Annotated in this window: 14 protein-coding genes and 1 pseudogene; 12 read left to right on the forward strand and 3 right to left on the reverse strand. The window is 51.4% G+C overall.

Translation table 11 applies throughout. From position 1 onward, the window contains the following. The first annotated feature begins 17 nt into the window (after positions 1 to 17). Positions 18 to 2,987, forward strand: a complete 2,970-nt coding sequence (locus CKQ54_RS19770; RefSeq protein ID WP_120349690.1) for a hemagglutinin repeat-containing protein — start codon at positions 18 to 20, stop codon at positions 2,985 to 2,987. Between the two features lie 278 nt (positions 2,988 to 3,265). Here CKQ54_RS19770 and CKQ54_RS26050 read toward each other — a convergent pair whose 3' ends face one another. Continuing rightward, positions 3,266 to 3,370 (reverse strand): SymE family type I addiction module toxin, encoded by a 105-nt coding sequence (locus CKQ54_RS26050; RefSeq protein WP_120349705.1) that lies wholly within the window; start codon positions 3,368 to 3,370, stop codon positions 3,266 to 3,268. 5 nt (positions 3,371 to 3,375) lie between these two features. On the opposite strand from CKQ54_RS26050, the gene CKQ54_RS19785 reads away from it, so the two are divergent. The 9 genes and pseudogenes from CKQ54_RS19785 (at position 3,376) to CKQ54_RS19825 (ending at position 10,460) form a co-directional block, all read left to right on the forward strand. Continuing rightward, complete coding sequence (locus CKQ54_RS19785) at positions 3,376 to 5,127, forward strand: VENN motif pre-toxin domain-containing protein (RefSeq protein ID WP_120349691.1); 1,752 nt, start codon at positions 3,376 to 3,378, stop codon at positions 5,125 to 5,127. Next, positions 5,127 to 5,357: a hypothetical protein gene (locus tag CKQ54_RS19790; protein WP_120349692.1), complete on the forward strand. Its 231-nt coding sequence runs from the start codon at positions 5,127 to 5,129 to the stop codon at positions 5,355 to 5,357. Before CKQ54_RS19785 ends, CKQ54_RS19790 begins: the two co-directional genes overlap by 1 nt. Positions 5,358 to 5,671: 314 nt before the next feature. Next, positions 5,672 to 6,106, forward strand: a pseudogene (locus tag CKQ54_RS19795) (VENN motif pre-toxin domain-containing protein); the annotation flags it as partial. After that, positions 6,103 to 6,492 carry a contact-dependent growth inhibition system immunity protein gene (locus CKQ54_RS19800; RefSeq protein WP_120349694.1) on the forward strand — a complete coding sequence of 130 codons (390 nt, stop codon included), beginning with the start codon at positions 6,103 to 6,105 and terminating at the stop codon, positions 6,490 to 6,492. The pseudogene CKQ54_RS19795 and the gene CKQ54_RS19800, both read left to right, overlap by 4 nt. 184 nt (positions 6,493 to 6,676) lie before the next feature. Further along, positions 6,677 to 6,997, forward strand: a complete 321-nt coding sequence (locus CKQ54_RS19805) for a hypothetical protein (protein WP_244220233.1) — start codon at positions 6,677 to 6,679, stop codon at positions 6,995 to 6,997. A gap of 66 nt (positions 6,998 to 7,063) precedes the next feature. Further along, positions 7,064 to 7,555, forward strand: a complete 492-nt coding sequence (locus CKQ54_RS19810) for a DUF3916 domain-containing protein (protein WP_167459652.1) — start codon at positions 7,064 to 7,066, stop codon at positions 7,553 to 7,555. Positions 7,556 to 7,700: 145 nt separating this feature from the next. Further along, on the forward strand, positions 7,701 to 7,883 hold the full coding sequence (locus CKQ54_RS25675) for a hypothetical protein (protein WP_244220234.1): 183 nt from the start codon (positions 7,701 to 7,703) through the stop codon (positions 7,881 to 7,883). Between the two features lie 615 nt (positions 7,884 to 8,498). Beyond that, positions 8,499 to 10,037, forward strand: a complete 1,539-nt coding sequence (locus tag CKQ54_RS25835) for a VENN motif pre-toxin domain-containing protein (RefSeq protein WP_244220235.1) — start codon at positions 8,499 to 8,501, stop codon at positions 10,035 to 10,037. A 174-nt stretch (positions 10,038 to 10,211) separates the two neighbouring features. Next, complete coding sequence (locus tag CKQ54_RS19825) at positions 10,212 to 10,460, forward strand: hypothetical protein (protein WP_120163176.1); 249 nt, start codon at positions 10,212 to 10,214, stop codon at positions 10,458 to 10,460. Positions 10,461 to 10,540: 80 nt separating this feature from the next. On the opposite strand, the gene CKQ54_RS19830 is transcribed toward CKQ54_RS19825, so the two are convergent. Continuing rightward, positions 10,541 to 11,044: an SRPBCC family protein gene (locus CKQ54_RS19830; protein WP_120163177.1), complete on the reverse strand. Its 504-nt coding sequence runs from the start codon at positions 11,042 to 11,044 to the stop codon at positions 10,541 to 10,543. A gap of 190 nt (positions 11,045 to 11,234) precedes the next feature. Then, positions 11,235 to 12,332 carry an NADH:flavin oxidoreductase/NADH oxidase gene (locus CKQ54_RS19835; RefSeq protein WP_112290884.1) on the reverse strand — a complete coding sequence of 366 codons (1,098 nt, stop codon included), beginning with the start codon at positions 12,330 to 12,332 and terminating at the stop codon, positions 11,235 to 11,237. A gap of 122 nt (positions 12,333 to 12,454) precedes the next feature. Between CKQ54_RS19835 and CKQ54_RS19840 the strand changes: the two genes are divergently transcribed. Continuing rightward, positions 12,455 to 13,357 carry a LysR family transcriptional regulator gene (locus CKQ54_RS19840; RefSeq protein WP_208644637.1) on the forward strand — a complete coding sequence of 301 codons (903 nt, stop codon included), beginning with the start codon at positions 12,455 to 12,457 and terminating at the stop codon, positions 13,355 to 13,357. Between the two features lie 49 nt (positions 13,358 to 13,406). Next, positions 13,407 to 13,703, forward strand: a complete 297-nt coding sequence (locus CKQ54_RS19845) for an Rdx family protein (RefSeq protein ID WP_112290885.1) — start codon at positions 13,407 to 13,409, stop codon at positions 13,701 to 13,703. The last annotated feature ends 35 nt before the right edge of the window (positions 13,704 to 13,738 follow it).

Here is a 13,738-nt window from a genome sequence, read left to right on the forward strand (position 1 = left end):
AAACCACCACACATACCGTGCGCGAAGATTACGCGACTCACGACAAAGGCACCCAGCTCGGCGGCGACAATGTTTCGATGATGGCCGGTCACGACCTGAACGTTAATGGATCCAGCGTCATCGGCGACAGCAATGTCAGCCTGCTGGCGGGCAACGACATTAACGTTCTGGCATCCACCGAAGAACAATCCGCCTACCGTCTGGATGAGAAGAAAAAAAGCGGTCTGTTCAGCGGCGGCGGACTGGGCTTCACCCTCGGTACCACCGAAACCCGCCACCGCGTCAACGAAGACGGCACCACACAAAGCCAGAGCGCAAGCTCGATTGGCAGCCTCGGCGGCGACGTCAGCCTGATGGCGGGCAACAACGTCCACGTCAGCGGCTCGGACGTGATCTCCACTCAGGACATGCAGATCAGCGGCAAAAGCGTGCAGATTGCCCCCGGTCAGGACGCCCTGCACCGCAAAGAGACCTTCGAACAAAAAACCACCGGCCTGAACATCGCCCTGTCGGGGACCGCCGGTGCAGCCGTTAACAGCGGCTATACCGCCGCACAAAGTGCCAGTGATGACAGCAGCGGCCGGATGGCAGCACTTGATGGCATCAAAGCCGGACTGAACGGCTATCAGGCGTATCAGGGTACCCAGCTCGACGGCAACAACAGCGGGGAAAATAGCTTTATCGGCATCTCGGCCTCCATCAGCCATCAGGAAAGCCGGTCCGAGCAGATAACCGATCAACGCGCCGCCACTGGTTCGTCGGTGATGGCTGGCGGCAGCGCCACGATCGAAGCACGCGAGGGCGACCTCAATGTTATCGGCAGCAAAATCAAAGCTGACGGTGATCTGAGCTTGTCCGCTGCCGACGACATCAACCTGCTGGCGGCGGATAACACCCAAAAAACCACCGGCAAAAACAGCAGCGCCGGCGGCGATATCGGCATCAGTTTCGGGGTCAGCGGTGAAAAAGCCGGGCTAAGCATTTTCGCCGACGTCAACGCAGCCGCAGGCAAAAACCACGGCGACGGCACCACCTGGACCAATTCCGAAATCGGCGCAGGCAACAACCTGAACATCAATGCCGGTAACGATCTGAACATCAGGGGCGCACAGGTTTCCGGTGAGCAGATCAGCGCTGAGATTGGCCGCAACCTGACGGTCGAAAGCCTGCAGGACACCGAACATTACGATTCGAAACAGCAGAGCGCCGCTGCGGGCGGCAGCTTCACCTGGGGCGGTGGCGGCGGCAGCGGGTACATCAGCCTGACGCAGGACAAAATGAACGCCGACTATGCCAGCGTCACCGACCAGAGCGGCATATTCGCGGGCAACGGCGGCTTCGACATCACCGTCGGCAACCACACCCAGCTTAACGGCGGCGTGATTGCCTCCGGTGCGACGTCGGACAAAAACCGCCTCGATACCGGCACGCTGGGCTGGAACGACATCCGCAACAAAGCCGATTACAGCGTCGAGAGCAGCAGCGCCAGCATGAGCTCCAGCGGTAACACCGCCTCGCAGTTCATGGGCAATATGGCTAACGGCATGCTCGCCGGGCTGAACAACGACGGCAGCGCCGCCAGCACTACCGGTTCCGCTGTCGCGGACGGCACGATCGTTATCCGCGATAAAGAGAAACAGACGCAGGATGTCGCTGAGTTAAGCCGCGACACCGACAACGCCCACAGCACGCTGGCACCGATCTTCGATGCTGCCAAAGAACAGCAGCGCATCGACGAGAACCGCGCCATCGCGCAGATTGGCTCGCAGGTCGCGGACATCGTTCGCACCGAAGGGAAAATCGCGGCACAGGAAGCGGCTAAAAATCCCGACAATCTCGCCGCCGCGAAAGCCGCGCTGGAAGCCGAAGGAAAAACGCCAACCGGTGAAGACATCGCCAGACGCGCCTACGACACGGCGTTAAACGATTACGGCACCGGCAGCGATAAACAGAAAGCCGTACAGGCGATCACCGCCGCCATACAAGGCCTGACCGGCGGCGACTGGGGCTCCGCCGTGGCGGGCGCAGCCGCGCCTTACATGGCTGAATACATCAAAACCCACACCGCCGAAGGCGCCCAGCGCATCATCAGCCACGCGCTGGCCGGTGCCGTCGTCGCCGAAATGCAAGGCGGCAATGCCGCTGCCGGCGCGGCCGGTGCCGGGCTGTCAGCCGCAGGCGCGAAGTACATCGCCGAAGCGCTCTATCCCGGCAAAGACATCAAAAATCTGAGCGAAGAAGAGAAACAAGGCGTAGTTGCGCTGGCAACGTTAGCCTCGGGGATCGCCGGTGGCGTAGTCGGAGGAGAGGTAAGCTCGGGGATTGATGGGGCGAAATCGGGTCAAAACGAAATCAGCAATAATCTATTCGGTGGTACAGAATGGGGTCAGGAGCAAAAAGTAAAAGCGCATGGAGAAGATGTACTTTCATGTGCAACAGCTCCAAACTCAGCAAGTTGTCAGCGAGGACTCGCCGAGAATCAGGCCTATGCAACAGCTATGGCGACCGCAGGTCTCATCTACATACCGGGTGGAATGCAGGTCACTGCTGGCATCGGTGGTACAGCGAACGCTGGTATTCAATATGCGAATAACGGAACAGTTAATCCAACAGATGTATTAATCGCGACCTATGTTGGTGCATTTACAGCTAACACTGGCCTATGGGGAACTATGGGCTGGAATGCGGCAGGTGGCGCGACATCAAGCTATCTGAACGGAGATGACCCGTTTAAAGGTGGTGTAATAAGTGGTGCCGCTTCGGGATTGGGTTACGGGATCGGTAAGTTTGCACAGGGATCTTTGAACAACATATTTAATCCGAACTGGAAAAGCTATGAATGGGTTGATATGGGAATGGGCATATCAAAACCATTAACACCAAGTTCTATTCCCGGTATAGCAGGTAATACAGGAGCTGCTATTGCAACAGAAGGGTCTGGTGCCATTATTAACGAGCAAATAAATAGTCTTCAGGAGAAAAAATAATGAATATGAAGGCAGTATTTTCTTTTTTTATGTTCAATATCATATGGGTATTGGTTGTTCTTTCTATGGCTGTGGTTATTTTTTTAACGCTGAGAACATTTGTATGGTTCTCTTTTGGTGGAGATTTTCTTTTTTCACTTGAAGATCTTCGAAGAGCTTACCGTATTAGTCTATTTGCTGGGCCTATTTGTGGCTCAGGTAGCTGGCTTATTTACTATCGTCATTACAGATCCTACAAGTAAGTAAATCCCGGCCAAATCGCCGGGATTTCTTTTCAGTCACTCAGCAGGCCTGATCACCAGTTGCCCTCGTTCAACAGCAATCGTAACCGGCGTATCAGTCCCTAATCCGTCTTCTTCCAGCCAGTCGCTCTTCAGGAGCAGGCTGGGTGTACGGTGGCAGTTATCTCAGCCTGACGCAGGACAAAATGAACGCCGACTATGCCAGCGTCACCGACCAGAGCGGCATATTCGCGGGCAACGGCGGCTTCGACATCACCGTCGGCAACCACACCCAGCTTAACGGCGGCGTGATTGCCTCCGGTGCCACGTCGGACCAAAACCGCCTCGATACCGGCACGCTGGGCTGGAACGACATCCGCAACAAAGCCGATTACAGCGTCGAGAGCAGCAGCGCCAGCATGAGCTCAAGCGGTAACACCGCCTCGCAGTTCATGGGCAATATGGCCAACGGCATGCTCGCCGGGCTGAACAACGACGGCAGCGCCGCCAGCACCACCGGTTCCGCTGTCGCGGACGGCACGATCGTTATCCGCGATAAAGAGAAACAGACGCAGGATATCGCTGAGTTAAGCCGCGACACCGACAACGCCCACAGCACGCTGGCACCGATCTTCGATGCTGCCAAAGAACAGCAGCGCATCGACGAGAACCGCGCCATCGCGCAGATTGGCTCGCAGGTCGCGGACATCGTTCGCACCGAAGGGAAAATCGCGGCGCAGGAAGCGGCGAAAAATCCCGACAATCTCGCCGCCGCGAAAGCCGCGCTGGAAGCTGAAGGCAAAACGCCAACCGGTGAAGACATCGCCAGACGCGCCTACGACACGGCGCTAAACGACTACGGCACTGGCAGCGATAAACAGAAAGCCGTACAGGCCATCACCGCCGCCATACAAGGCCTGACGGGAGGCGACTGGAGCTCCGCCGTGGCGGGCGCAGCCGCGCCTTACATGGCTGAATACATCAAAACCCACACCGCCGAAGGCGCTGAACGCATCATCAGCCACGCGCTGGCCGGTGCCGTCGTCGCCGAAATGCAAGGCGGCAATGCCGCAGCGGGCGCGGCCGGTGCCGGACTTTCAGCCGCAGGCGCGAAGTACATCGCCGAAGCGCTCTATCCTGGCAAAGACATCAAAAATCTGAGCGAAGAAGAGAAACAAGGCGTAGTTGCGCTGGCAACCTTAGCCTCAGGGATCGCCGGTGGCGTAGTCGGAGGAGATGTAAGCTCGGGGATTGATGGGGCGAAATCGGGTCAAAACGAAATCAGCAATAATATGTTCGGTGGTACGGAATGGGGTCAGGAGCAAAAAGTAAAAGCGCATGGAGAAGATGTACTTTCATGTGCAACAGCTCCAAACTCAGCAAGTTGTCAGCGAGGACTCGCCGAGAATCAGGCCTATGCAACAGCTATGGCGACCGCAGGTCTCATCTACATACCGGGTGGAATGCAGGTCACTGCTGGCATCGGTGGTACAGCGAACGCTGGTATTCAGTACACAATAAATGGAGAAATAAATCCAATGGACGTATTGATAGCAACTTATGTCGGTGCATTTACTGCGAATACCGGGCTGTGGGGAACCGTTGGCTGGAATGCAGCCGGAGGGGCGACCTCCAATTACCTAAAAGGCGATGCCCCTCTCACAGGTGCTGGCTGGGGCGCTGCAGGATCAGCCTTTGGTTATAGTATTGGTAAGGTTGTTCAAATCCCATTGGATAAAGTACTCAATCCTTCCTGGAAAAATTGGGAGTGGGTAGATATGGGGATGGGGATCAGTAAACCCTTACCACAATCTTCGGTTCCTGGGATGGCGGGTACTGCAGCATCTTCATTTGCTACGGAAAGCATGGGACAAGGAGTACCCAAGGCGATTGATAATTTAAATAAAGGGGGCAAGTAATGAAAATAAGCTTATCACGTTGGGTTTTCGCTGCTTTGCTTTTGGTCATAGCAATGACCGTAGTTGCCTTTACCATTACTTTATTTAAGTATCTGATTTTATACTTTATAGCAGGAATATTTTATGGCTCGTTTTCTCAGATGTCATATCTCAGTATAAAAATTGGCTTATTTACTGGTGTATTAATAACTATCGGTTTATGGATAAAACATCGATTTAATATTCGCTAATATATTTAATCCCGGCCTAGTCGCCGGGAGCTAGTTATCTGTCACTCAGCCGCAGCCCATCGTTGCGTACCCCGCTGGCCTCCGGAAAAGGTGAAGTTTGAGTCACTTAGTAATTAAGCTAGGCCGTTAATCCAGACGCTCTTTAAAAACCTGGCATCAGAATCTTCGCCTACGTCAACGCCGCCGCAGGCAACAACCTGAACATCAAAGCAGTCACTGAATTTGGTCAGGACGCCGTCAAACAGTGTTTATCAGGCGGAAGCTGCCCTATGGAAGCTGCTTTTGCATTACATCTGATAGCAGGTATGCTCAATTCTGATGCTGATTCCACTCCAAATATCGGTAAAGATCTAACAGATGCAGATAAGGCTGAGTTAGGGGGTACAGGTTCAGGAACACCACCACCGCCAGAAAATGATCCAAAAAATTCAGAAGAGAAAAAAGTCGAAAAATTGAATCAGAAGCAAGAAAGTTCTGTTAGAAAAATCGACAACCTCATAAAAAATTCATTAAAAGATCATGATATTACAGGCTCTCTTAAAGACATGGATGGTAACCCTATCCCTAAACCGGATAGTCCAGGGCAAAACTGGAATCATATGAAGGAGATGCAAGATACCCTTAATGGTTTAAGGAATCATGCAAACACCCTGAAAAATGTTAATAATCCGGAAGCTCAGGCAGCATATGGAAGGGCAACAGAAGCGATTAATAAAATAGAATCAGCTATAAAAGGATACGGCATATGACAACGTTTAGAGACCGATTAATGGCGAAAGGTTGTAATTATGAGCCCAACGCCAGATCATCTCTTGATGAGTGGTTTAGCAGTATTGTAGATGTACCACTTGATAAACTGGATGTTGGAGATATTGCACGAGCTATAAGACAAGATCTGTTTTTAGGTGATGTGTTACCAAGAGCAGAGGCTATTTTGCAAGGTGACCCCTTAGCTGGGGATGATTACGATGGGCAGCTAATATCATCAATCGCATCCTTGAGCCCTAACGAAGCAAAAAGCGTATTACATTATCTTAAAAGAATAAGTTTAATTTTAAATCAATTAGATAAAAGTGATTTTGATGAGCGGTTACTGTTAGATATTAAGAAAATAGATCAATTAACTTCTGGTTAGAAATACAGATCCCGGCCACCAAGTCGGGATCTTTTTGTCTGTCAGTCAGCCGAAGCATATCGTTGCTTATCCCGCTGGTATCTCTAATGGTGGGTCATCAAGCAATGCAGGTAATACTGTTGGCACCCCGTATACGGGTTGAAATACCACCACCACGCCAATTGCAGAACAGAATCCGGATGATTTGGCTTATCTCGCTAATGGTTATGAACCCAACAAAGGTGCTGTTGGTAATATGGGAGAACTCCTTAATCAACCAGGGTTTGGTAGTGATATTAAAGTAAATACCCAGAAAAGTAGCCAGCAATATCAAGGCCAAAGTATATATAAAGCAAAGGGTGATATAGGGGATAATATTAAAAAAGGAGATCAGTTCTATCTCGATGGCCAGCATAAAGACCATCTTGAGCTTTTTGACAAAAGAGGCAATTTTAAGGCAGTCTTGAATCTTGATGGGACTATAAATCAGGCTAAAACTGAAGTAGCTAAAGGAAGGAAGTTATAAATGTCGATACGTAGGTTAGCATTCAGCAGTAAAAAATTGCGGGGAATCCCCCGGAGATTACGATCATTGCGAAAATGGTCACAGTCATATACATCTAAATACCCCACTATTTCTAGTGATAGCTACTCAGATGGTTATTGGAATATTAAGATACCTGTACATATAGGATTGGTTCAGGGACGACAAACCAACCGTGAAATTCAATCTGTTTGCGCACAATTTATGATAGATGCCGCTTATAATATTTTTCAGGCTAAACCAAAAAATGAAACGAACACAAGAGTCACATGCTGCATTATTTTGCCAGAGATGTTTTCTAGTGAATTATGCTTATTTACATCTGAAGAGTACTTTAATGTTCAAGCACAACCAGGAAGTAATTACTTAGGCAAAAAGACCTTATTGACAAATAGAAGCATAATAAAAGAATGGGATTTAAATTTACCAAATGGCTTTTCGGAATTAGGAATCCTGAGAAGCAGTGAAAATGAAGATGGAGAGATATATTTTTCTGAGCATTGGTACATTGGAGAAGTAGCTAGAAAAATTAAAATTTAGATTATTAGACCGATATGTATGTAGTAAACATTACTTTGGAGATAAGTCATGTACAATATATGCGACAAAGCGATTAAAATGATACGCACCTGGCTGATCGCTTGGATCGACAGGCAGGACCGAAGCTAACTTATTACAAGAGAAATTGGCAATAGAACAAGCCTTATTAAACCCTGAGGCTGGTCATCAACTACCTATACCAATGTCCGATAAGCGATGGCCGAAAGAAGATGGTCGGGTGAAAATGGCGCAAAATATTAATGGCGTTGAAGTACATTATGTTCGTAATACGAAAACTGGTCAGGTAGATGACTTTAAATTCAAATAGGTCGGGATAAATGTTGGTTTTATGTAAGTCAACATCAGTAAAAGATCTCCCCGGTAACGCAAGAGTTATTGGCGAAAATAATGAAACACAATTTAATCCTTTGAAAATAGGAGTCGAGTATAAGGTCTATGGTGTTATGTTTTATCCGACCCGAACTGACATGCTCCTTTGTCCCGACGGTAGCAATCCATTATGAGTGCCTTCAAATTTTTTTGAAGTATTGGACAATGCATTACCGAATAATTGGGGCTGTGTCCTCACAGAAAAAATAGATAGATATTCTAACTTACATGAAGATTTTGGAATAACTGCAATATTTAGCTATCTTCAATTAGTTCGATCATACCAGCATTATATTGGCATTCTGGAAAGAGAACCTGACGAATTGCAGAAGTTCTATGATTATAAACTTAGTTACTGAAAAATTCTGTATTCTTCGGATATTTTTAATTCTATAAGTTATGCAGTCAACCTGATACCGACCGCAACCTGACGGTCGAAAGCCTGCAGGACACCGAACATTACGATTCGAAACAGCAGAGCGCCGCAGCGGGCGGCAGCTTTACCTGGGGCGGCGGTGGCGGCAGCGGGTATATCAGCCTGACGCAGGACAAAATGAACGCCGACTATGCCAGCGTCACCGACCAGAGCGGCATATTCGCGGGCAACGGCGGCTTTGACATCACCGTCGGCAACCACACCCAGCTTAACGGCGGCGTGATTGCCTCCGGTGCGACGTCGGACAAAAACCGCCTCGATACCGGCACGCTGGGCTGGAACGACATCCGCAACAAAGCCGATTACAGCGTCGAGAGCAGCAGCGCCAGCATGAGCTCAAGCGGTAACACCGCCTCGCAGTTCATGGGCAATATGGCTAACGGCATGCTCGCCGGGCTGAACAACGACGGCAGCGCCGCCAGCACTACCGGTTCCGCTGTCGCGGACGGCACGATCGTTATCCGCGATAAAGAGAAACAGACGCAGGATGTCGCTGAGTTAAGCCGCGACACCGACAACGCCCACAGCACGCTGGCGCCGATCTTCGATGCTGCCAAAGAACAGCAGCGCATCGACGAGAACCGCGCCATCGCGGAGATTGGCTCGCAGGTCGCGGATATCGTTCGCACCGAAGGGAAAATCGCGGCACAGGAAGCGGCGAAAAATCCCGACAATCTCGCCGCCGCAAAAGCCGCGCTGGAAGCCGAAGGAAAAACGCCAACCGGTGAAGACATCGCCAGACGCGCCTACGACACGGCGTTAAACGATTACGGCACCGGCAGCGATAAACAGAAAGCCGTACAGGCGATCACCGCCGCCATACAAGGCCTGACGGGCGGCGACTGGAGCTCCGCCGTGGCGGGCGCAGCCGCGCCTTACATGGCTGAATACATCAAAACCCACACCGCCGAAGGCGCTGAACGCATCATCAGCCACGCGCTGGCCGGTGCCGTCGTCGCCGAAATGCAAGGCGGCAATGCCGCAGCGGGCGCGGCCGGTGCCGGACTTTCAGCCGCAGGCGCGAAGTACATCGCCGAAGCGCTCTATCCTGGCAAAGACATCAAAAATCTGAGCGAAGAAGAGAAACAAGGCGTGGTTGCGCTGGCAACGTTAGCCTCAGGGATCGCCGGTGGCGTTGTGGGGGGAGATGTAAGCTCGGGGATTGATGGGGCTAAGGGCGGGAAGAATGAGGTTGAGAATAATGCGCTGAGTAGTCTTGGTGACGTTTTTGGTAGCCAGGGTGGTAAGTATTTTGAAGGTGCTGCCTCTTTAGAAAAAGAGCTTTTGCAAGATCCAAATCTGACTGATCAAGAAAAACAGACAATTCGTGATCAATACATAAAAGGCGACCTACCTGAGGATGTCATCAAGGCTATCTTGGAAAATAATCCAGGATCAGACACTGTGATGGCATTATTGAATGCAAAAAATCCAGAAGACTATGCGTTAGCATTATTAAGTTCATTACCTGCTGAACGAGCACTAGCCTTAATTGGGAAAATGACAAAAGGCGCTCAGGTGACTGGAGTCTTTAATATAGCTGATCGAGTTTACACTCAATTAAATGATCCGAGGTTGGGTAATTTATCTGGAAAACTTAACGCTGCGGAGCTGCAGAAGCTTGCTAACAACCCCCGCAGCTGTACGTGTTTATGATGCAAGGAGTGGCCATATTAATGTAATACAAAGTGTTGATGGAAAACTTTTGCGTATTACAGTACCAAATAATGAAATGAAGATAATATCTGTCGGCCCTATAAGGCCAAACCAAGTGAAAAATCTTATCGAGAAAGGCTCTTTTGTTCCTTTACCTTGAGGTGTTTAACGAGAATGGCAAAAATACATATTGAAGAAATACAAAAATATCTTGCGGCACGAGGTGAAAAAGATGCATTACCTCATGTGAACAACGGCGAAGGTTATTTCCTTGAAATCCGATTTGATGATCAAACGCAGAAGGCTTCACACTGCATAGATGAAGAGCTTAAAAACAAAGTTATCACGGCTGATTGCCCTTACGGAATGGTGACAATTATTTTTGGTGATGACGGGCAACTCGTCTCTTTAGATTTAAGTTGATCGCTCAATCCCGCCCTCGTTGGCGGGATCTTACTTTATACGTCAGCTAATTACCCTTCGGTCGCCAGCCGGATGATCAGCTATCCCCGCGCCGCTTTAATCATCCCGTCCAGCCATTCCTGATGACCGTTGATCATCGGATTAGGTCGCGTTACTGCCAGTTCGCGTGCGGGTTTTCCATTTTGGGTTTCCTGCGTCAGGATACGTACGCGGCCGCCGGACAGTTCTTCGATAAGCCACGCGTGATGCACGTCGAGACGGGTGTCGGCATCGCCTTCTGCCCAGCCGTGCCACGCCATACGCGCTGGCTGGCCTTTGACCGGCGGGACATATTCATTAACCTGCGCTTCCACCGGAAAACCGAAGGTGCTGAAACGAAAACGTGCGCCATCGCTCAGGCCCGGTCCGCTGCCGTCGTGGAAGTCAATATCAGATGCATTACTGTAGTAAACCGGCCAGGCGGCAGTGTTATCAAGTTGTGCCCAGAGGTCTTCCACGGTCACGCCGGTGATGATCATTTCGTTAGACGCGAAGTTGTCGGTTTCGCCGGGAATATAGCCCTGTGGCCAGTTAATCGCATTCATGTGTGTTTCCTTTTTATCTGTGGAACAGCTCGCTGGCTGGTGTTCACAAAGAATACGCATCGCTGAGATATTAAGGAAATCACTGCTCGTGATGATAAATATTCATTATTTTTATATCTAAGCGCCGGATAAAAAAACAGGCAGAAGAAAGCTTCTGCCTGTGGGTTAATGCGCTGATGTAAAACGAATATCAGCTGATGCTGTAACGCTCAAGCCAGTGTGCATAAGGCGCAGGCAGAACCCATGAAGGGTTGTCTTCGCCCAGCTCTTTCGCCAGTGCATACGGATAATGCGGGTTGGCGAGCATAGCGCGGCCAATCATCACCAGATCCATATCTTGTTCGCTGATGCAGCGTTCGGCGATTTCAGCGGAAGCGACACCCCATGAACTTGCCACCGGTAAACCGGCTTCGGCGCGTACGCGGCGCGACACCGGTGCCAGGAAACCAGCCCCCCATGGGATCTGTGCTTCCCAGGTCGAGAAACCGACGCTGACGTTAAGCATATCCAGCCCTTTCTCACGCAGAATACGGGTCAGTTCGATAGATTCCGCCAGGGTTTCTTCATCACGGCCATCGTATTCGATCACGCCAAAACGCGCGGTGATCGGCAGGTTTTTCGGCCAGACGGCATTCACGGCATCGAAAGTTTCAATCAGGAAACGGCTGCGACCGGCGAAATCACCGCCGTATTCGTCGGTGCGGGTGTTGGAATGCACGGAGAAGAAGCTTTGCGCCAGATAGCCGTGGGCGAAATGCAGTTCCAGCCATTCAAAACCGGCATCGCGTGCGCGTTTTGCGGCAGCGACAAAATCGGCCATCACGCGCTGGATATCAGCTTTGGTCATTTCTTTCGGCACTTTTGGCAGATGTTTGCCGAATGCTACCGCGGATGGCGCGATGGTCGCCCAGCCACGCGGATCGCCTTCAGCAATATGGTCGTCCCCTTCCCACGGCAGATTGGCGCTGGCTTTGCGGCCTGCGTGTCCGATCTGGATCCCCGGTACTGCGCCTGCAGCTTTGATGGATTTGGCGATCTTCGCCAGTTCAGCGGCCTGTTCATCGTTCCAGATCCCCAGACATCCCGGGGTGATACGGCCTTCCGGTGAAACCGCCGTCGCTTCGACAATCACCAGGCTCGCGCCGCCGCGTGCCAGCGTGGCGTAATGCACCTGATGCCAGTCATTCGGCACGCCATCAGTGGCGGAATACTGGCACATAGGCGGAACCGCAATGCGGTTTTTTAAGGTGACGTCTTTCAGCGTAAACGGCGTAAATAGTGCAGACATAATATTTCCTCGGTGGATTGGCACGTTCAGCACACAGAGTGCTGCCAAAGAGCTATAAGCAGAAGTGTAGAAATATTATAGTGCGTATCAAATTTCGTTATAACTCAATCGGTGCCCTGCCCATGCGCAATCTGAAAAGTCTCGACCTCAACCTGCTAAAGACTTTCGATGCATTGCTCGACGAACGCAACGTGACCCGCGCCGCAGAGCGTCTTTCCCTGACGCAACCCGCCGTGAGCAGCATGCTGACGCGCCTGCGGGAAAGTTTTGACGACCCGTTATTTGTGCGGGCGCGCTACGGCATCGTACCGACCGAACGCGCGCTGGCGCTGGCTAAACCGGTGAAGCGGGTGATGGCGGAAATCGAGGCACTCTTGCAGCCGGAAGTCTTTGTGCCCGCTGACTGCGAGATGACGTTTACCCTCGCCGCCACCGATTACGCGCTAAGCGTGATTATCGAGCCGTTCTTTTCCCTGCTACAGAAGCTGGCGCCCGGCATTCATCTGTCAGTCCAGCGGGTTGAGGATTCGACCATCCAGGGGCGGCTGGAGCGCGGTGAAATTGACCTCGCGCTGCTGACGCCGGAGACTACCCCGCCCGATCTGCATATCCGCCATTTATACGATGAGCGCTATGTTTGTACGCTGCGCAAGGGCCATCCGGCGCTGGAACAGGGGACGATTTCACTCGATACCTTTTGTCAGTACGATCATGCGCTGGTGTCGCTCAGCGGAGAGAATTTTACCGGCGTGACGGATACCGCGCTTCAGGCGCTGGGTAAAAAGCGCAATGTGGTGCTGTCGGTAAACAGTTTTCTGGTGCTGCCGCCGGTCTTACAGACCACGGATTTGATCGCCGTGGTACCGGAACGGCTGGTGCGCGACGTCACAGGGCTGGAAGTCATGCCGCCCCCGCTGGACATTCCCGGCTTTACTAAAGTCGCCGCGTGGCACGAACGCTCGCATCTTTCTGCTGCGCATCAGTGGCTTAGACAACAACTGGCGCAGGTCTGTAGCGGACACTAATATCTGCTTTCTAAAACGTCGATAAAATCTTCCAAAAAAGGTCAGCACCATGGAAAAACTGCCTGCCATTACCATCACTTATTGTTCCCAGTGCAACTGGATGCTTCGCGCCGCATGGATGGCGCAGGAACTGCTGAATTCGTTCAGTACCGATCTGGCCTCCGTGACGCTGGTCCCCGGTACCGGTGGTATTTACGAAATCAAAGTCGATGACGAGATTATCTGGGAACGCAAACGCGACGGCGGTTTTCCGGATGCTGCGCCGCTCAAACAACGCGTGCGCGATATCTGTTTCCCGGACAGATCGCTGGGGCATGTGGATAAGAAGAAGATTGCTGAAGAGTAAGTCGTTGCATTGACGCTGCGGTTTTCGCCGCAGCC

Source organism: Rahnella variigena (assembly GCF_003610915.1).
Lineage (GTDB): Bacteria > Pseudomonadota > Gammaproteobacteria > Enterobacterales > Enterobacteriaceae > Rahnella > Rahnella variigena.

Excerpts from the sequence above, each read along its gene's own strand:
- CKQ54_RS19790 (WP_120349692.1), top strand. The coding sequence starts at position 5,127 with ATGAAAATAAGCTTATCACGTTGGGTTTTCGCTGCTTTGCTTTTGGTC.
- CKQ54_RS19800 (WP_120349694.1), top strand. The coding sequence starts at position 6,103 with ATGACAACGTTTAGAGACCGATTAATGGCGAAAGGTTGTAATTATGAG.
- CKQ54_RS25835 (WP_244220235.1), top strand. The coding sequence starts at position 8,499 with ATGAACGCCGACTATGCCAGCGTCACCGACCAGAGCGGCATATTCGCG.
- CKQ54_RS19825 (WP_120163176.1), top strand. The coding sequence starts at position 10,212 with ATGGCAAAAATACATATTGAAGAAATACAAAAATATCTTGCGGCACGA.
- CKQ54_RS19830 (WP_120163177.1), bottom strand. The coding sequence starts at position 11,044 with ATGAATGCGATTAACTGGCCACAGGGCTATATTCCCGGCGAAACCGAC.
- CKQ54_RS19835 (WP_112290884.1), bottom strand. The coding sequence starts at position 12,332 with ATGTCTGCACTATTTACGCCGTTTACGCTGAAAGACGTCACCTTAAAA.
- CKQ54_RS19840 (WP_208644637.1), top strand. The coding sequence starts at position 12,455 with ATGCGCAATCTGAAAAGTCTCGACCTCAACCTGCTAAAGACTTTCGAT.
- CKQ54_RS19845 (WP_112290885.1), top strand. The coding sequence starts at position 13,407 with ATGGAAAAACTGCCTGCCATTACCATCACTTATTGTTCCCAGTGCAAC.